The sequence below is a fragment of the Pseudomonas sp. ANT_J28 genome (assembly GCF_008370005.1).
Lineage (GTDB): Bacteria > Pseudomonadota > Gammaproteobacteria > Pseudomonadales > Pseudomonadaceae > Aquipseudomonas > Aquipseudomonas frigoris.
In genome coordinates this window covers 191,562-209,049 of the sequence record NZ_VOBM01000002.1, presented here as the reverse complement: position 1 = coordinate 209,049, position 17,488 = coordinate 191,562, and the positions used below count along the sequence as shown (strand labels likewise).

The 17,488-nt window shown below is 59.9% G+C and carries 16 protein-coding genes; 10 read left to right on the top strand and 6 right to left on the bottom strand.

Going from position 1 to position 17,488, the window contains the following annotated elements; all coding sequences use genetic code 11:
* Positions 1 to 209: 209 nt before the first annotated feature.
* Genes FQ187_RS02070 through FQ187_RS02055 form a run of 4 tightly spaced genes read right to left on the bottom strand, consistent with a single transcriptional unit; the run spans position 210 to position 3,755 of the window.
* A complete protein-coding gene (locus tag FQ187_RS02070; RefSeq protein ID WP_149628218.1) occupies positions 210 to 1,061 on the bottom strand; it encodes a ChaN family lipoprotein in 852 nt (283 codons plus the stop codon).
* A 20-nt stretch (positions 1,062 to 1,081) separates the two neighbouring features.
* Positions 1,082 to 1,849, bottom strand: a complete 768-nt coding sequence (locus tag FQ187_RS02065; RefSeq protein ID WP_149628217.1) for a heme ABC transporter ATP-binding protein — start codon at positions 1,847 to 1,849, stop codon at positions 1,082 to 1,084.
* Positions 1,849 to 2,832 carry an iron ABC transporter permease gene (locus FQ187_RS02060; protein ID WP_178122662.1) on the bottom strand — a complete coding sequence of 328 codons (984 nt, stop codon included), beginning with the start codon at positions 2,830 to 2,832 and terminating at the stop codon, positions 1,849 to 1,851. Before FQ187_RS02060 ends, FQ187_RS02065 begins: the two co-directional genes overlap by 1 nt.
* 50 nt (positions 2,833 to 2,882) lie before the next feature.
* On the bottom strand, positions 2,883 to 3,755 hold the full coding sequence (locus FQ187_RS02055) for a hemin ABC transporter substrate-binding protein (RefSeq protein WP_149628215.1): 873 nt from the start codon (positions 3,753 to 3,755) through the stop codon (positions 2,883 to 2,885).
* Between the two features lie 166 nt (positions 3,756 to 3,921).
* On the opposite strand from FQ187_RS02055, the gene FQ187_RS02050 reads away from it, so the two are divergent.
* Positions 3,922 to 4,239, top strand: a complete 318-nt coding sequence (locus FQ187_RS02050) for a Rieske (2Fe-2S) protein (protein WP_008153288.1) — start codon at positions 3,922 to 3,924, stop codon at positions 4,237 to 4,239.
* On the opposite strand, the gene sfsA is transcribed toward FQ187_RS02050, so the two are convergent.
* Together sfsA and FQ187_RS02040 are read right to left on the bottom strand one after the other, a co-directional pair.
* Positions 4,236 to 4,949 carry a DNA/RNA nuclease SfsA gene (gene sfsA, locus FQ187_RS02045; RefSeq protein WP_149628214.1) on the bottom strand — a complete coding sequence of 238 codons (714 nt, stop codon included), beginning with the start codon at positions 4,947 to 4,949 and terminating at the stop codon, positions 4,236 to 4,238. The two genes, FQ187_RS02050 and sfsA, sit on opposite strands and share 4 nt — an antisense overlap.
* Positions 4,949 to 6,121 (bottom strand): pyridoxal phosphate-dependent aminotransferase, encoded by a 1,173-nt coding sequence (locus tag FQ187_RS02040; protein WP_149628213.1) that lies wholly within the window; start codon positions 6,119 to 6,121, stop codon positions 4,949 to 4,951. Before FQ187_RS02040 ends, sfsA begins: the two co-directional genes overlap by 1 nt.
* 332 nt (positions 6,122 to 6,453) lie before the next feature.
* Between FQ187_RS02040 and dksA the strand changes: the two genes are divergently transcribed.
* From dksA to panC, 9 genes are all read left to right on the top strand, one after another.
* Positions 6,454 to 6,894: an RNA polymerase-binding protein DksA gene (gene dksA / locus FQ187_RS02035; RefSeq protein ID WP_007902025.1), complete on the top strand. Its 441-nt coding sequence runs from the start codon at positions 6,454 to 6,456 to the stop codon at positions 6,892 to 6,894.
* A gap of 201 nt (positions 6,895 to 7,095) precedes the next feature.
* Complete coding sequence (gluQRS, locus tag FQ187_RS02025) at positions 7,096 to 7,983, top strand: tRNA glutamyl-Q(34) synthetase GluQRS (protein WP_149628211.1); 888 nt, start codon at positions 7,096 to 7,098, stop codon at positions 7,981 to 7,983.
* Positions 7,984 to 8,060: 77 nt separating this feature from the next.
* Positions 8,061 to 8,237 carry a hypothetical protein gene (locus FQ187_RS02020; protein ID WP_003176118.1) on the top strand — a complete coding sequence of 59 codons (177 nt, stop codon included), beginning with the start codon at positions 8,061 to 8,063 and terminating at the stop codon, positions 8,235 to 8,237.
* On the top strand, positions 8,221 to 11,175 hold the full coding sequence (locus FQ187_RS02015) for a sensor histidine kinase (RefSeq protein WP_162247459.1): 2,955 nt from the start codon (positions 8,221 to 8,223) through the stop codon (positions 11,173 to 11,175). The genes FQ187_RS02020 and FQ187_RS02015 overlap by 17 nt, the downstream gene beginning before the upstream one ends.
* Positions 11,176 to 11,197: 22 nt before the next feature.
* A complete protein-coding gene (locus tag FQ187_RS02010) occupies positions 11,198 to 12,634 on the top strand; it encodes a sigma-54 dependent transcriptional regulator (protein WP_149628210.1) in 1,437 nt (478 codons plus the stop codon).
* 877 nt (positions 12,635 to 13,511) lie between these two features.
* Positions 13,512 to 14,912, top strand: a complete 1,401-nt coding sequence (locus FQ187_RS02000) for a polynucleotide adenylyltransferase PcnB (protein ID WP_149628232.1) — start codon at positions 13,512 to 13,514, stop codon at positions 14,910 to 14,912.
* Between the two features lie 3 nt (positions 14,913 to 14,915).
* The gene (gene folK / locus FQ187_RS01995; protein ID WP_149628209.1) at positions 14,916 to 15,401 is read left to right on the top strand and encodes a 2-amino-4-hydroxy-6-hydroxymethyldihydropteridine diphosphokinase; all 486 of its coding nucleotides are present in this window, start codon (positions 14,916 to 14,918) and stop codon (positions 15,399 to 15,401) included.
* Between the two features lie 255 nt (positions 15,402 to 15,656).
* The gene (gene panB, locus FQ187_RS01990) at positions 15,657 to 16,457 is read left to right on the top strand and encodes a 3-methyl-2-oxobutanoate hydroxymethyltransferase (RefSeq protein WP_149628208.1); all 801 of its coding nucleotides are present in this window, start codon (positions 15,657 to 15,659) and stop codon (positions 16,455 to 16,457) included.
* On the top strand, positions 16,454 to 17,314 hold the full coding sequence (panC, locus tag FQ187_RS01985; protein WP_149628207.1) for a pantoate--beta-alanine ligase: 861 nt from the start codon (positions 16,454 to 16,456) through the stop codon (positions 17,312 to 17,314). The genes panB and panC overlap by 4 nt, the downstream gene beginning before the upstream one ends.
* The last annotated feature ends 174 nt before the right edge of the window (positions 17,315 to 17,488 follow it).

Below are 17,488 nucleotides of genomic sequence, written 5' to 3'. Positions count from 1 at the left end.
AGCGAGCGGAAAGTGCATTTCAAATAATTGAGAAATCAGCGGTTGACTTGGTAATGAGAATCGCTATGATTATCACAACTGGTCGCGAGACTGGTCGATATTTGAAAAGCCCTTGGTTCGGACTCTCAGATATCTCCTCATCAGGCTAATCACGGTTATTTGACCCGGCTCTTGCCGGGTCTTTTTTTGCCTGGAGAAAAGTCGGTCGATCACTTGCCAAATTGCTTACGCATTTGCGCGCAATAATCCTGCGGTGGCGTGGCAGGCGTGTACCAGACGTAATCCGCCATGGCCGGTGTAACCTCGCTGCCCTGCTCCGCCAGCATCAGCACCACAGGCGCCTGAGGCACTCCCAGATCAAGTACATGAATCGGCACGCCGACATCCTTGCGCGCATGGTAAGCGCCGGCGAACAGCAGTGAAGGAGTGGGTGCCGCCAGCAGGCGTTCGGCCATCCGTCTGTCACGTTGCTGCTGGACCGCCAGCATTGCCGGCATCTGCGATTTCGGCAGCAGGCCACAGTGGGAGTCGCTGACTTGCTTCAGCAACTCGTCCTTCACAGAAGCTGCGTTGGAGCGCGAACCGTTCAATATCGGAGGGTTGGCGTAAACGGCGCGGACTTCAAGCATGTCCAGATTGGCAGCCAGCAGCGGGTATGGCTGGCTCAGGGCGAAACGTACGATCGGCCCGTACAGATTCCAGTCCCAGCCAGCCCGCCAGGCCAATGCACCGGGCAAATCCGCCGGTGGTGTCGAGGCGTGGCGAACGTCATCAACGCGCAGCTGTTGATCCGGCGTGAGCATTTCCAGCAGCAGACTGCCTTGAGCTCGGCGCTCACCCAGCGACTGCAATAACCACAACTGCAGTGCATGGTGATCGCGATTGTCATGTTGCTCGCCCACGATCAGCCTCGAGGGCTTTTCCAACCGTTTAACCAGTTCCTCTGCCGTGAGGGTCTGACCGCTGCGCAAGTCCCGGATCTCGCCGACAACAGGCGGCGGAGTCGAAACATGCTGACAGGCACTCAGCAACAGCAAGGCCAGCATCAAAATCCCACGCATGTTTTCACTCCATAAAAAACTCAGCGGGCGATGATCAACGGATGCCCACGCTCCGGGTGCTGCTGCACCAGCACTTCCAGCCCGAACACTGCCTTGAGTGGTTCCGGGCGCAACACCTGCTCCGGCGTATCGAGCGCCACGGGGCGCCCGCCGTCGAGCAGTAGCAGGCGATCACAATAGCGCGCAGCCAGGTTCAGATCATGCAGGATCACCAGCACCGCTGCGCCACGATTGGCGAACTCGCGTACGGCTTGCAACGTGGTGTGCTGATGAAGCGGGTCGAGCATCGACGTTGGTTCATCGAGCAACAACGTTTGCCCCGCCTCGCCCGGCCAGAGCTGCGCCAGAACCCGCGCCAGATGCACCCGCTGACGTTCGCCACCGGACAAGGCCAGATAACTGCGGCCACTCAAATGTCCGGCATCGGCAGCGTGCAATGCAGCGGCAACGATCTCGTCATCGCGGACCCGGCCGCTTTGATGCGGCAAGCGGCCCATGCCGACCACTTCTTCGACACGAAAGGCGAAGTCCAGGGTCGACACCTGCGGCAATACCGCCAAGCGCTGCGCTCGCGACGTCCCAGCCCAATCGCTCAACTCACGCTCGTCGAGCCAGACGCTGCCATGATGAGCGTGCAACTCGCCGCACAAGGCGCCGAGCAAAGTGCTTTTACCGGCTCCGTTAGGCCCCAGCACACCGAGGACTTCGCCCGGTTTGAGCTCAAGCGTGACGTCCGTCAGGACAATCTTTCGGCCGCGACGGATTTGCAGATTTTGCGTTCGCAACATCAGGCACGCCCTCTGAGCAATAAATACAGAAAGAACGGCGCACCGATGAAAGCCGTGACGATCCCGATCGGCAATTCAGCCGGCGCCAGGGCCAGTCGCGCCACCAGATCGGCAAACAACAAAAGACTGGCCCCCGCCAATACTGACGCTGGCAACAGCACACGATGATCGGGGCCCGCCAGCAATCGCACCAGATGCGGCACCACCAGACCAACAAACCCGATCATCCCCGCCGCGGCCACCGCAGCACCAACACCCAGCGCCGTGCAAAACACCAATTCGCGCTTGAGCCCTTCGACGTCGATACCCAGATGACCCGCCTCCGACTCCCCCAGCAACAACGCATTCAGGGCTTTGGCCCGGCGCGGCAGCCACAGCGCCACGCCGGCACTGATCAGCAGTAACGGCCAGAGCCGCGAATAGCTGGCGCCATTGAGGCTGCCCAGGTTCCAGAACGTCAGGGTGCGCAGCGTCGCGTCATCCGCCAGATAGGTGAACAGCCCCACGGCGGAGCCGGCCAGCGCAGTCAACGCAATACCGGCCAGCAGCATGGTCGCGACGTGGGTCTGCCCGTTGCGCCGGCCCAGTCGATACACCAATGCCGTCACGCCGAGCCCGCCGAGAAACGCGCACAGCGATAACAGATACGGCCCGAAGGATTCAGGCAGACCGCCGAACACAGATCCACCGACGATCGCAATGGCCGCGCCCAATGCCGCACCGCTTGAGACGCCGACCAGCCCCGGATCGGCCAAAGGATTACGAAACAACCCCTGCATCGCCACACCGGACAATGCCAACACCCCTCCCACGGCCAAACCCAACAAGGTTCGCGGCAAACGAATCTGCCCGAGGATCAGCTCAGCCTGCTCCAGTCCGCCGGGCGCGATCGGTACACCCACCAGCCGCAGGGCTGCACGCAAGGTGTCGAACAACGGCAAGCTTACCGGCCCAAGCGCCAACGACAGCCAGATGGCCACCACACACAGCAAGATCAGACCAATGAATAAAGCGCGGGGTTTAACCAGGACGGTCATTGACTGGCCGAACCGGGGTAGAAAGCGTCAGACAGTTTTCTCAACGCAGCGGGTAGCCGCGGCCCCAATCCCCCGACCAACAACGTCGGATCAAGCTCCATGACTCGCCCGTCCTTGGCCGCGCGGGTCGAGGACAGAATCGGGTTCTCCTTGAACAACGCCGCACGGGCCGCATCGCCGGTCAGCGCACGGTCGGCAAACACCAGCACATCGGGATCAAGACTGACCAGCGACTCGACAGAAAAGGGCTTGTAGCCAGTATGCGTGGCCAGATTGTGCCCACCGGCCTGTTGCAGTAACCAATCGGCGGCGGTGTCCTTGCCGGCGATGAGTGGTTTGTCGCCCGCGTGGCCAAGCAACAACAATACGCCCGGCGATTTTTCCTTCAACTGCGCCCGAGTGACCCGGATCCTTTGCTGATCGAGTTGCTGTTGATAAGTCTGGAACAAGTGTGAGGCCTGATCGTCAGCGCCAAGCAACTTGCCCAGACGCTGCAAATTGCCCTGCAGCGTCGACAGGTCCGGCTGGGCCGAGAACAGTTCGACCTGCACGCCTGCACTGCGAACCTGCGAAAGTACCGGTGGCGGTCCCATTTCCTCGGTGCCGACCAGTATCTGCGGGCGTAAGCTCAAAATACCCTCCGCCGACAATTGCCGCTGATACCCGATGCTTGGCAATGCCTTGAGCGATTCCGGGTGCTGGCTGGTAGTGTCGACACCCACCAGTTTCGATTCACCGCCCAGCGCGCTGATCCATTCCGATAAAGCTCCACCGGCACTGACCCAACGTTGTGGCAACTCGGCCGCTGCGGCATGGTGGCTGACGAAGAGTCCGACACAGAGCGCAGCAACGCGGGTATTCAGGCGCATAAACAGCTTCCTTTAAGGGTTTTCCCGGGCATTGAAATGACAGGCCACGTATCCTTGGCGCCTGGCATCTGTAACCGAAGGGCAAGGCGGCCATTTGATAATTGTTTGCATTTGAACGTCAAGCTTGGACATATCCAGTCACGAGCCGCAGGACTTGAGGATAGACATGAAGTTTCTTTGTGCAGGCGTTGAGCTGGCCGATGCCAGCAGTCGCGGTTTCGACATCGACGGCCAGAAGCTCTTTGCCGTACGCCGTGGCGGCCAGGTTTACGTCTACATCAATCGCTGCCCGCACCGTGGCGTGGGACTGGAATGGAAGCCTGACCAGTTTCTCGACCCCAGCAACAGCCTGATCCAGTGCGCGACCCACGGCGCACTGTTTCTGATCGAAGACGGCGAATGCGTCGCCGGCCCTTGCGCTGGTCAGTCCCTGACCACAGTCGCCTGCCGCGAAGACGAGCAAGGGATCTGGGTCAGTCTTTAGCCGTTCAGCAACACATCCAAACGCCGATCGACCACCATTTCTTCGTGGGTCATACGCACGCCATAGGCCAGCACCTCGACCCCGCATGACACCGCCTCACGCAAGGCGGCGGCGTAGGCCGAATCGATTTCTTCTGCAGGACGCACGGCGTCGATGCCGGTGAGATTGACGCAATACAACTGCACCGCACGAATTCCGTCCCGGGCCAGATGCGCCAATTCGCGCAAATGCTTGGCCCCGCGCTGGGTCACCGCATCGGGAAACGCCGCCACTGAAGAACCATCGAAGCCCAGGGTCACGCTTTTGACTTCTACGTAAGCCGGCCCGCTCGGGTAATCGAGGCGAAAATCGATGCGACTGCTCTCCTGACCGTAGGCCACTTCACGTTTCATTTCGGTAAAACCGTTCAGTTCGGTGATGACACCGGCTCGCAGTGCCTCTTCGATTAAGCCGTTGGCCCGTCCGGTGTTCGCACAAAACAAGCGTCCCTGCGAGGTTTCGCCGATTTCCCAGGTACCGGGCAACTTGCGCTTGGGGTCATTGGAACGGCTGAACCAGACCTGCCCGCCTTCGACCTGGCAATTGAGCATCGAGCCGGTGTTCGGGCAGTGAATGGTCAGCAACTCGCCGCTAACGGTTTCGATATCGGCGAGAAAACGTTTGTAACGACGAATCAAACGACCTTCTTCGAGGGGAGGATGAAAACGCATCAGCCTTGCCAGCTCTTCAAGCCGCGCGCAATCCGCTCGACCGCTTCCTGTAGGCGCGGAAGACTTTGGGTGTAGGCAAACCGCACATGGTGGCCCGCCTGATAACGACCGAAGTCCAGACCCGGAGTAATTGCCACGTGTTCGGTTTCGAGAAAATGTCGGCAGAACGCGAAGGCATCACCGCCGAACTTGCTGATATCGGCATACAAGTAGAACGCGCCTTCAGGCTCAACGGCGATACCAAAGCCCAACGCTCGCAGGGCTGGCAGCAGGAAATCCCGACGACGGCCGAATTCGGCGCGACGCTCTTCCAGAATGCTGATCGTGGCCGGTTCGAAGCAGGCCAGAGCGGCGTGCTGAGCCATGCTCGGGGCGCTGATGTAGAGATTCTGGGCGAGCTTTTCCAGCTCACCGACCGCCGCTTCCGGCGCCACCAGCCAACCGAGGCGCCAACCGGTCATCCCGAAATACTTTGAGAAGCTGTTCAGCACAAAGGCACTGTCATCGACTTCCAGCACGCTGGCCGCATCGGTGCCGTAAGTCAGTCCGTGATAGATCTCGTCTACCACCAGATGACCATGGCGTTCCTTGATCGCAGCAGACAGGCCCGCCAGCTCATCACGGGTCAGGATCGTTCCGGTCGGGTTCGCCGGCGACGCCACCAGAGCGCCGACGCTGTCGTGGTCCCAATGGCGCGCAATGAGGTCCGGCGTCAGCTGATAGCGCACGTCCGGACCGACCGGCACCAGTTGCGCTGCGCCTTCCACCAACCGCAAAAAGTGCCGGTTGCAGGGGTATCCCGGGTCCGCCAACAGCCAGTGCTTGCCCGGATCCACCAACAAGGCGCTGGCCAGCAGCAGCGCACCAGAACCGCCAGGCGTGATGAGGATTCGGTGCGGGTCGATGCTCAAACCGTAACGTTGCTGATAAAAGCCGGAAATGGCCTCACGCAACTCGGGAATGCCACGCGCGGCGGTGTAACGGGTCTTCCCCGCCGTCAGGGCGGCCTGGCCGGCCTGAATGATCGGCTCGGCGGTGGTGAAGTCTGGTTCGCCGATTTCCAGGTGGATCACGTCGTGACCAGCGGCTTGCAGTTCATTGGCCCGCGCCAGCAGCGCCATGACATGGAAAGGTTCGATCGCGCGACTGCGGGCACTGTAGGACTGAGCCATTAGCCTTCCTTCAACGGGGAAAAAAACCAATTCTACCCAAGCGCAGGAACGAGCGAGAACCTAAAGCGGTCAGACCGTTATAACTTTGGTCTCAAACGACTCAAGCGTGTGTCCCAGGTTTGACTAAAATCAATAATTGATCAGGTCTCCAGCGCCACCAGACAAGGCTTTGCAATCATTTGCAAGCACTGCGGGCCACTACCTCGACATCCGGGAGTAGCGCGGTCCGATTTGATCTGGTAAGTTCGCCCGCTTGCAGCCGCAGGGCCGGCAGGTGTCGGTGATGGAGCAATCCTGCGCAATGGATTACAAGAGTAGAGGCGGTCCATTTCATGCCCACCCAAGCAAAGCAGCAAAACCAGTCGATCAGCGGCTTCGAACCCTACAAAGAAGTAAAGGGCGAGGAATACATGGGCAAGCCCATGCGCGCTCACTTCACCAAGATCCTGAATAAGTGGAAACAGGACTTGATGCAGGAAGTCGACCGTACGGTTGATCACATGAAAGACGAAGCGGCCAACTTCCCGGACCCGGCAGACCGTGCCAGCCAGGAAGAAGAATTCAGCCTCGAGCTGCGTGCCCGCGACCGCGAGCGCAAGTTGATCAAAAAGATCGACAAGACGCTGCAGTTGATCGAAGACGAAGAATATGGCTGGTGCGAGTCCTGCGGCGTCGAAATTGGCGTCAAGCGACTGGAAGCCCGCCCTACCGCCGACATGTGCGTTGACTGCAAGACCCTGGCGGAAATCAAGGAAAAGCAAGTCGGCAAGTAATCTCGACTTGAACGAAAAACGGAGCGTGCGAACGCTCCGTTTTTGTTTCTGATGTTCGCCTCGACACGAAACCTGTGGGAGCGGGCTTGCTCGCGAATGCGATCTGACATTCAAAATTGATGGTGTTTGACCCAACGCATTCGCGAGCAAGCCCGCTCCCACAGGGTGATTGGTGCAAGCCTGGAAAGTAACGTCGCCTTTATGACCGCCCCCACCTACATCGGGCGCTTCGCCCCCACGCCCAGTGGACATCTGCATTTCGGTTCGCTGGTCGCAGCGCTGGCCTCGTACCTCGACGCGCGCTCGGTGGGTGGTCACTGGCTGATGCGCATGGAAGATCTCGATCCGCCACGGGAAGAGCCCGGCGCTCAAGCAGCGATCCTTAAAGCCCTGGAAAGCTACGGTTTCGAGTGGGATGGTGAAATGGTCCGACAGAGTGACCGGCACGATGCCTACGCCGAAGTCCTCAATCGCCTGTTCAATCATGGCCTGGCCTACGCTTGCACCTGCTCGCGCAAAACACTTGCGCCCTATCACGGGATTTATCCGGGACTGTGCCGCAACGCCGGCCACGGCACCAAAGATGCGGCGATTCGCCTGCGCGTCCCCGAGCTGGAATACCACTTCATCGACCGGGTGCAAGGCGAATACCGCCAACACCTGGGCCGGGAAGTCGGCGATTTCGTGATTCGTCGCCGCGACGGGCTCTACGCCTATCAACTGGCGGTGGTGCTGGACGACGCCTGGCAAGGCATTACCGATATCGTCCGCGGCGCCGACCTGCTCGACTCAACACCGCGCCAGCTCTACCTGCAAGAACTGCTTGGCCTGCCGCAACCGCGTTATCTGCATATCCCGCTGATTACCCAGCCCGATGGCAACAAGCTCGGCAAGTCCTATCGCTCGCCGCCGTTGACCGAAGATCAGGCAACCCCCTTGTTGCTGCGTGCATTGCGCGCACTGGGGCAGAATCCCGGTGCCGAACTGGCTTACGCCACCCCACGGGAAGTGTTGAACTGGGGCATCGCCCACTGGGATGCAGTGCTGATCCCGCGCGCACTCAACCTGCCCGAAGCACAACTACAGTGATCACACTTGCAGTGGCGCGCCCATCCGTTACCATCGCCGCACGTTTTCGGGCACGCGCATAAAAAAGAGAGGCCGGGATGTACATCTATCGCTTGGTCCTGCTCCTGGTAGTGGGGATTTATCTGTTCTCCCCGGCCATCATGGATTGGTGGATCGACGCCACTGGCGCCTGGTATCGCCCTTATCTGCTCTGGCTGATTCTGATCGTCGTGACCTTCATCCTGCAGAGCCAAAAAGATGCCGATGAGCTTTAGCCTGACCCAGATGATCCTGATCAGCGCCGCATACCTTGCGGTGCTGTTCGGCGTAGCCTGGGTCAGCGAACGGGGCATGATCCCCCGGGCGATCATTCGCCACCCGCTGACGTACACCCTGTCGCTGGGCGTTTACGCCAGTGCGTGGGCGTTTTACGGCACGGTGGGCCTGGCCTATCAATACGGCTACGGATTTTTATCCAGCTATCTGGGTGTCTCCGGCGCGTTTCTGCTGGCACCGGTGCTTTTGTATCCGATCCTGAAGATCACCCGCACGTATCAGCTGTCGTCTCTGGCCGATCTGTTCGCCTTCCGCTTCCGCAGCACCTGGGCCGGCGCACTGACCACGATTTTCATGCTGATCGGCGTGCTGCCGTTGCTGGCGTTGCAGATTCAAGCGGTGGCCGATTCCATCGGCATCCTCACCCGCGAGCCGGTGCAACATCGCGTAGCCCTGAGCTTCTGCGCACTGATTACGCTGTTCACCATCTTCTTCGGCTCCCGCCACATTGCCACCCGCGAGAAACACGAAGGCCTGGTGTTCGCGATTGCTTTCGAGTCGGTGATCAAACTGATCGCCATCGGTGGCGTTGGCCTCTATGCGCTGTATGGCGTGTTCGATGGCCCGCAACAACTGGAACTGTGGCTACTGCAAAACCAGACCGCCCTCGCCGCTTTGCACACGCCATTGCAGGAAGGCCCATGGCGCACGTTGCTGCTGGTGTTCTTCGCCTCGGCGATTGTAATGCCGCACATGTACCACATGACATTTACCGAAAACCTCAACCCGCGCTCGCTGGTCAGTGCGAGCTGGGGCTTGCCACTGTTCCTGCTGTTGATGAGCCTGGCGGTACCGCTGATTCTCTGGGCCGGACTGAAACTCGGCGCCACCACCAACCCGGAATACTTCACGCTGGGCATCGGCATCGCCGCCAATAACAAGGCCTTGGCGCTATTGGCCTATGTCGGTGGATTGTCGGCGGCCAGCGGGTTGATCATTGTCACCACCCTGGCGCTGTCCGGGATGGCGCTGAACCACTTGGTGCTACCGCTTTATCAGCCACCCGCCGAAGGCAATATCTACCGTTGGTTGAAGTGGACCCGCCGGGCGCTGATCGTCGCGATCATCATGGCCGGTTACGGTTTCTACCTGCTGCTGGGCGCGGAGCAGGATCTGGCGAATCTGGGCATTGTCGCCTTCGTCGCCACCCTGCAGTTCCTGCCGGGCGTGCTGTCGGTACTGTACTGGCCGACCGCCAACCGCCGTGGTTTCATCGCCGGTTTGCTCGCGGGGATTCTGGTGTGGCTGGTGACCATGCTGCTGCCGCTGGTCGGCAATCTGCAGGGCTTCTACATACCGCTGCTGAACATGATCTACGTGCTGGACGACACCAGTTGGCACATGGCGGCGATCGCCTCGCTGGCGGCCAACGTGCTGATGTTCACCCTGATCTCGCTGTTCACCAATGCCAGCAGCGAAGAGGCCAGCGCGGCAGAAGCCTGCGCCGTGGACAACGTACGCCGGCCGCAACGCCGCGAACTGCACGCCGCATCACCCCAGGAATTCGCCACGCAGCTTGCAAAACCCTTGGGCGCCAAGGCTGCGCAGAAAGAAGTCGAACAGGCTCTGCGTGACCTCTATCTGCCTTTCGATGAGCGGCGGCCTTACGCCTTGCGCCGATTGCGCGACCGTATCGAAGCCAACCTCTCCGGCCTGATGGGACCGAGCGTGGCTCAAGACATGGTCGAGACATTCCTGCCTTATAAGGCCGGTGGCGAAAACTACGTCACCGAAGACATCCACTTCATCGAAAGTCGCCTCGAGGATTACCACTCGCGCCTGACCGGGCTTGCCGCCGAACTCGATGCCCTGCGCCGCTATCACCGCCAGACCCTGCAGGAATTGCCGATGGGCGTCTGCTCGCTGGCCAAGGATCAGGAAATCCTCATGTGGAACAAAGCCATGGAGGAGCTGACCGGGATTGCCGCGCAGCGTGTGGTCGGTTCGCGCCTGAGCACCATTGCCGATCCATGGAAAGAGCTGTTGCAAGGCTTCATCAATCTGCCGGACGAGCATTTGCACAAACAGCACCTGGCCCTTGACGGCCAGACCCGCTGGCTGAACCTGCACAAAGCCGCGATCGATGAACCGCTCGCACCGGGTAACAGCGGCCTGGTTCTACTGGTGGAAGACCTGACCGAAACCCAGATGCTCGAAGACAAACTGGTGCACTCCGAGCGCTTGGCCAGCATCGGCCGACTCGCCGCCGGCGTGGCCCATGAAATCGGCAACCCGATCACCGGCATCGCCTGCCTGGCGCAGAACCTGCGCGAAGAGCGCGAAGAAGACAGCGAACTGAAGGAAATCAGCGGGCAGATCCTGGAGCAGACCAAACGCGTGTCGCGCATCGTTCAGTCGCTGATGAGCTTCGCCCACGCCGGCAGCCATCAGCACAGCGACGAGCCCGTCTGTCTGGCCGAAGTGGCCCAGGATGCCATCGGCTTGCTGGCCCTGAACCGACGCAATTTCGAAGTGCAGTTCTACAACCTGTGCGATCCCGATCACTGGGTCGAAGGCGACCCCCAGCGGCTTGCACAAGTACTGATCAACCTGCTCTCAAACGCCCGCGACGCCTCGCCTCCGGGCAGTGCGGTGCGGGTCAAAAGCGAAGCCGGCGAACACACGGTCGATTTGATCGTGGAGGACGAAGGCAGCGGTATTCCGAAGAACATCATGGATAGATTGTTCGAACCTTTCTTCACCACCAAGGATCCTGGCGAAGGCACCGGTCTGGGCCTTGCACTGGTCTATTCCATCGTTGAAGAGCATTATGGACAAATCACCATCGACAGCCCGGCTGATGTTCAAAGCCAACGCGGCACCCGTATCCGGGTGACCTTGCCGCGTCATGTCGAAGCGACGTCCGCTGTGAACTGAGACCGTCGAGAGTATCGAATCAATGCCGCACATTTTGATCGTCGAAGACGAAACAATTATCCGCTCCGCCTTGCGCCGCCTGCTGGAACGTAACCAGTACCAGGTCAGCGAAGCCGGTTCAGTGCAGGAAGCACAAGAACGCTTCACCATTCCCACGTTCGACCTGATCGTCAGCGACCTGCGTCTGCCTGGCGCGCCTGGCACCGAGTTGATCAAACTCGGCCAAGGCACTCCGGTGCTGATCATGACCAGCTACGCGAGCCTGCGTTCGGCGGTCGACTCGATGAAGATGGGTGCGGTGGATTACATCGCCAAGCCTTTCGATCATGACGAAATGCTTCAGGCCGTCGCGCGAATCCTGCGTGACCGTCAAGCTGTGCAAGCCAGCGGTGAACCTGCCGTCGGCAAAGCCGGCAACGGCGCCGCGAAACCGGGCGCCAGCAACAACAACGGCGAAATCGGCATTATCGGCTCCTGCCCGCCTATGCAGGATCTGTACAGCAAGATCCGCAAAGTCGCGCCAACCGACTCCAATGTCCTGATCCAGGGCGAATCCGGCACCGGTAAAGAACTGGTGGCGCGCGCCCTGCATAATTTGTCCAAACGCGCCAAGGCGCCGATGATTTCGGTGAACTGCGCGGCCATTCCGGAAAGCCTGATCGAGTCCGAACTGTTTGGCCATGAAAAAGGCGCGTTCACTGGCGCCAGCGCCGGGCGTGCCGGCCTGGTAGAAGCCGCCGACGGCGGCACCTTGTTCCTCGACGAAATCGGCGAACTGCCACTGGAAGCCCAGGCCCGCCTGCTGCGCGTGCTTCAGGAAGGTGAAATTCGTCGCGTGGGTTCGGTGCAGTCCCAGAAAGTCGATGTGCGCCTGATCGCCGCGACTCACCGGGACCTGAAGAGCCTGGCGAAAATCGGCCAGTTCCGTGAAGACTTGTATTACCGCCTTCACGTGATCGCCCTGAAACTGCCGGCCCTGCGCGAGCGCGGCGCGGACGTCAACGAAATTGCCACCGCGTTCCTGGCGCGGCAGAGCGCGCGGGTCAACCGCACCGACCTGAAGTTCGCCCCGGATGCCGAGCAGGCGATTCGTCATTACTCCTGGCCGGGTAACGTTCGGGAGCTGGAAAACGCCGTAGAACGTGCCGTCATCCTGTGCGAGAGCCCGGAGATTTCCGCTGAGCTGCTGGGGATCGACATCGAACTGAGCGATCTGGACGATGACGATTTCATCGGCCTGCCCCCACAACAGGGCAGCACCGCCGGTAACAATAGCCATGAGCCGACCGAAGACCTGTCACTGGAAGACTACTTCCAGCACTTCGTTCTCGAGCATCAGGACCACATGACCGAAACCGAGTTGGCGCGCAAACTCGGTGTCAGTCGCAAATGCCTGTGGGAACGCCGTCAGCGCCTGGGCATCCCGCGGCGCAAGACCGGGGTCGCCAGCGAAAGCTGAATGTCACCTGTCTGATGCGTGGGTAACACGTGAGTTCGTAAAGAAACTGTTACCTCAGATTTTTCACGTAACAGAAGCCGGGGCTTACGGTAACGAAGCCCCGGTTTTTTTTGGCCTCTGAAAACCTCACCAGCCGGCCTAACCCCTTGTTTTGCTGGGCCTCGAAAAAGTTGGCACGCACCCTGCTATATGTTTGGTACAAGAACAATAACAAGCAATGCACAAGACAATAAAAATAAGACGTATCGACTCACGCACAATAAAAACAAGACGGCGAGAGGCGCAGCTAACTGATTCTTTTGGAGAGGCGTTGTATTTGGGGCTTGCCCCACGACCAGGCCGAGAACAACAAAAAACTGTCACAAGACAGAGCCTGAACTGGTTGGATCGCAAGATCACTGCAACACAGCGACCAAAGCAATCCGTTTGCTCTTGGCTCCCGATTGGGAGGGCCATGAAGGAAAAACCTCATGGCGAGGGCACTCAACAAAAACAAGAAGCCCGAATCAAAAATAAAAATAGAGCACGCAACTACTTTCTTGGGGAGCTTCGGCTCCCCTTGTAGTTTCTGCCGTTTGGCCCTTGTAGCGGCACTTTGTAGCAGCTGCCGAGCAACGCGAGGCTGCGTTCGACTGCGGAGCAATCGCAATACAGGCACCCGGCTTCTTCTGACATACCGCAATCTCTGGTTTTACGACTACTGCGTAGTCGAACGCAGCCTCGCAGCTGCTACACAGAGCCAATCCGCACCATCAAGCCCCCTGCTTCAAGCGCTTGCGCAGCTTCCTACACCATCCCCCGACTAAATGCTAGAATCCCCGCCCATCATGCGGTCATTCTTCGTTTTGGCCGAACATTCCTTCAAACAGTGCATCCCATGCTGAAGAAGCTGTTCCAGTCATTCCGTTCTCCCAAGCGTCATACGCAACACATTCGCAGTACGCCTGAAGTGCTCAACAGCGGCCAACATTCGCTGCAAAAGGCCCAATTCAGTCGCTACGCGGTGAACATCGTCGAACGCCTGCAGAACGCCGGCTATCAGGCTTACCTGGTCGGCGGCTGCGTGCGTGACATGCTGCTCGGCATCACGCCAAAAGATTTCGACGTCGCCACCAGTGCCACACCTGAACAGGTGCGAGCCGAATTCCGCAACGCGCGGATCATCGGTCGTCGCTTCAAGCTGGTGCACATCCACTTTGGTCGCGAAATCATTGAAGTTGCGACCTTCCGCGCCAATCACCCGCAAAACGATGAAGAGGAAGACAGCAACCAGTCCTCGCGCAACGAGAGCGGGCGCATCCTGCGCGATAACGTCTACGGCACGCTGGAAGAAGACGCGCAACGCCGCGACTTCACCATCAACGCCTTGTATTACGATCCGGTCAGCGAGCGCATCCTCGATTACGCCAACGGCGTACATGACATCCGCAATCACCTGATCCGCCTGATCGGCGATCCGAAGCAACGCTACCAGGAAGATCCGGTACGGATGCTGCGAGCTGTGCGTTTCGCCGCCAAGCTGAATTTCGGCATCGAAAAACACAGCGCCGCGCCAATCCGTGAACTGGCGCCGATGCTGCGCGAGATTCCATCGGCCCGCCTGTTCGAAGAAGTGCTCAAGCTGTTCCTCTCCGGCCATGCCGCGGACACCTTCGAGATGCTGGTCGACCTGCATCTGTTCGATCCGTTGTTCCCGGCCAGTGCCGAGGCCCTGGAATACAACCCGACCTATACCCACACGCTGATCAGCGAAGCGTTGATCAACACCGATCTGCGGATCAAACAGAACAAACCGGTGACTCCGGCGTTCCTGTTTGCGGCCCTGCTTTGGCCTGCCCTGCCGGCCCGCGTGTTGCGCCTGCAAGAGCGTGGCATGCCGCCGATTCCAGCGATGCAGGAAGCGGCTCACGAGTTGATTGCCGAACAGTGCCAGCGCATCGCGATTCCGAAACGCTTCACCATGCCGATCCGCGAGATCTGGGACATGCAAGAGCGTCTGCCACGCCGCAGCGGCAAGCGCGCCGACCTGTTGCTGGACAACCCACGGTTCCGTGCCGGTTACGACTTCCTGCTGCTGCGCGAAAGCGCCGGCGAGCAGACCGATGGCCTGGGCGAATGGTGGACGGATTATCAGGACGCCAACGACAGCGAACGTCGCGACATGATCCGCGACCTCAGCGGCAAGGATGACGGCACCGGCGCGCCACGCAAACGTCGCCGCAGTGGTGGCGCCAAGCGCAAACGCACCGCCGGCGCACCGAGCGCCACGGGCGAGTAATCCATGGAACGCATCTACATCGGCATGGGCAGCAATCTGGCTGACCCCGCCGAACAATTGCGCAGCGCCGTCGAGGCGCTGGCGCAGTTGCCGCAGACCGAACTGATCGGGGTTTCCGGGTTTTATCAGAGCGACTCGCTGCTGCCCGGCCAACCGCGTTACACCAACGCGGTTGCCGCCCTCGACAGCACGCTCCCGCCGCTGGAGCTGCTTGATGCGCTGCAAGCCATCGAGAACGGGCAGGGCCGCGAGCGCCTTGAACGCTGGGGGCCGCGTACGCTGGATCTCGACATCGTACTGTTCGGTGATCGGCTGATCGATGAACCTCGCCTCAAGGTGCCTCACTACCATATGCAGGAACGTGCCTTCGTCCTCTATCCACTGGCCGAACTGGCGCCTGCGGATTTACGTCTGGCCGATGGTCGCAGCCTCAGCGAACTGCTCACCGCTTGCCCGTTCGTCGGCCTGGAACGCCTCCCGGCCTCCTGAGTGATCACCGCCACCAATCCTGCTGAATCGCATCAGTTACCCCGGTAACACCCCTGGCGTAACAATGCGGTAACACACGCAATTGACTTCCCGAGTTCTCCTCACGACTATAGGCGTCCCGCTGCCGCCAACACGGCGTTGAAGGGCGCAATCCAGGCCTTAAAAGCACGACAACAGACCGTGCGCCTGTATTTAACGAAGAATCACGCGCGTTACTCGCAGTAGTTTCCACAGCGCCTGAATGAGGAACTTTTCATGCCAGCCATCACCCTGACCACTCTGCAAGGTCTCAAGCAAAAAGGTGAAAAGATCACCATGCTGACCTGCTATGACGCGACCTTCGCCCACGCCTGCAATGAGGCTGGCGTCGAAGTGCTGCTGGTGGGCGACTCCCTTGGCATGGTTTTGCAAGGTCACGACAGCACCCTGCCGGTCACCACCGCTGAAATGGCTTACCACGTGGCGTCCGTCAAGCGAGGTAACACCGATGCGTTGATCCTCGCCGACCTGCCCTTCATGGCCTACGCCACCACCGAACAGGCCATGGCCAACAGCGCCCTGTTGATGCAGGCGGGTGCGCACATGGTCAAGGTTGAAGGAGCGCTGTGGCTGGCGGACTCGATCCGTCTGCTGGCCGAACGCGGTATCCCGGTGTGCGCGCACATGGGACTGACACCGCAATCGGTGAATATCCTCGGCGGTTATAAAGTGCAGGGTCGCAACGAAAACCAGGCGCGGCAGATGCGTGCCGATGCGATCGCCCTGGAACAGGCTGGTGCAGCCATGCTGTTGCTCGAGTGCGTACCGAGTGAACTGGCCGAAGAAATCACCCAGGCTGTAGGTATTCCGGTGATCGGCATTGGCGCCGGCAGCGGCACCGACGGCCAGGTACTGGTTCTGCACGATATGCTCGGCCTGTCGATCACTGGCCGGGTACCGAAGTTCGTGAAGAACTTCATGGCCGGGCAACAAAACATTCAAGCGGCGCTTGGTGCGTACGTCACTGAAGTCAAAGCGGCGACTTTCCCTGGTATCGAACACGGATTCTCTGCATGAACACCGTAAAAACCGTACGCGAATTGCGGGCCGCCGTGGCCCGTGCCCGCAGTGAAGGCAAGCGCATCGGCTTCGTGCCGACCATGGGCAACCTGCACAGCGGTCATGTGGCACTGGTGACCAAAGCCACCCAACGGGTGGATTTCGTGGTCGCGAGCATTTTCGTCAACCCGCTGCAGTTCGGCGCCGGCGAAGACCTCGACAAGTACCCGCGCACCCTCGCAGCCGATCAGGAGAAACTGCTCCAGGCCGGTTGCCACTTGCTGTTCGCGCCAACCGTTGGAGAAATGTGTCCCGACGGCATGGCCGGCCAGACCCGCGTCAGCGTTCCCCAACTCTCCGAAGGCCTCTGCGGCGCCAGCCGTCCCGGGCATTTCGAAGGTGTGGCGACGGTAGTCACCAAGCTGTTCAACATGGTCCAGCCGGACCTGGCGATCTTCGGCCAGAAAGATTTCCAGCAATTGGCGGTGATCCGCGCCCTGGTGCATGACCTGAACATGCCGATCCAGATTATCGGCGAACCGACAGTACGTGCAGCCGATGGCCTGGCGCTGTCGTCGCGCAATGGTTTCCTCAGCGAAGAACAGCGGGCCGTTGCGCCGATTGTGTATCGCAGCTTGAGCCAGATTGCCGACGCGATCAAACAGGGCGAACGGGATTTCCCGGCGTTGATGGGTGCGCAGATCAAGCAGCTTGAAGCGGCTGGTTTGCGTCCTGACTATCTGGAAATTCGCCATGCCCACACCTTGCGTCCAGCGACCCCGGAGGATCGGGATCTGGTGATTCTGGTGGCGGCGTTCCTGGGCACTACGCGGTTGATCGATAACCTGCATCTGAACCTCGACGCTACTGCCTGAACACCACAATCCCCCTGTGGGAGCGGGCTTGCTCGCGAATGCGGTGGGTCATTCAGCAAAAATGTTGACTGACCCACCGCATTCGCGAGCAAGCCCGCTCCCACATTGGGTTTTGTGGTGGCTTCCAGTCTGTATTGATGCCCCTCAAGCCTTCGGGCACAATGCCCGCCGTTC

What these genes read in the sequence shown, in the direction of transcription:
- gluQRS (WP_149628211.1), top strand. Translation starts at nt 7,096, where the DNA reads ATGACCGCCCCCACCTACATCGGGCGCTTCGCCCCCACGCCCAGTGGA.
- FQ187_RS02050 (WP_008153288.1), top strand. Translation starts at nt 3,922, where the DNA reads ATGAAGTTTCTTTGTGCAGGCGTTGAGCTGGCCGATGCCAGCAGTCGC.
- folK (WP_149628209.1), top strand. Translation starts at nt 14,916, where the DNA reads ATGGAACGCATCTACATCGGCATGGGCAGCAATCTGGCTGACCCCGCC.
- dksA (WP_007902025.1), top strand. Translation starts at nt 6,454, where the DNA reads ATGCCCACCCAAGCAAAGCAGCAAAACCAGTCGATCAGCGGCTTCGAA.
- FQ187_RS02065 (WP_149628217.1), bottom strand. Translation starts at nt 1,849, where the DNA reads ATGTTGCGAACGCAAAATCTGCAAATCCGTCGCGGCCGAAAGATTGTC.
- FQ187_RS02000 (WP_149628232.1), top strand. Translation starts at nt 13,512, where the DNA reads ATGCTGAAGAAGCTGTTCCAGTCATTCCGTTCTCCCAAGCGTCATACG.
- FQ187_RS02015 (WP_162247459.1), top strand. Translation starts at nt 8,221, where the DNA reads ATGCCGATGAGCTTTAGCCTGACCCAGATGATCCTGATCAGCGCCGCA.
- panB (WP_149628208.1), top strand. Translation starts at nt 15,657, where the DNA reads ATGCCAGCCATCACCCTGACCACTCTGCAAGGTCTCAAGCAAAAAGGT.
- FQ187_RS02020 (WP_003176118.1), top strand. Translation starts at nt 8,061, where the DNA reads ATGTACATCTATCGCTTGGTCCTGCTCCTGGTAGTGGGGATTTATCTG.
- sfsA (WP_149628214.1), bottom strand. Translation starts at nt 4,949, where the DNA reads ATGCGTTTTCATCCTCCCCTCGAAGAAGGTCGTTTGATTCGTCGTTAC.
- FQ187_RS02040 (WP_149628213.1), bottom strand. Translation starts at nt 6,121, where the DNA reads ATGGCTCAGTCCTACAGTGCCCGCAGTCGCGCGATCGAACCTTTCCAT.
- FQ187_RS02010 (WP_149628210.1), top strand. Translation starts at nt 11,198, where the DNA reads ATGCCGCACATTTTGATCGTCGAAGACGAAACAATTATCCGCTCCGCC.
- FQ187_RS02070 (WP_149628218.1), bottom strand. Translation starts at nt 1,061, where the DNA reads ATGCGTGGGATTTTGATGCTGGCCTTGCTGTTGCTGAGTGCCTGTCAG.
- panC (WP_149628207.1), top strand. Translation starts at nt 16,454, where the DNA reads ATGAACACCGTAAAAACCGTACGCGAATTGCGGGCCGCCGTGGCCCGT.
- FQ187_RS02055 (WP_149628215.1), bottom strand. Translation starts at nt 3,755, where the DNA reads ATGCGCCTGAATACCCGCGTTGCTGCGCTCTGTGTCGGACTCTTCGTC.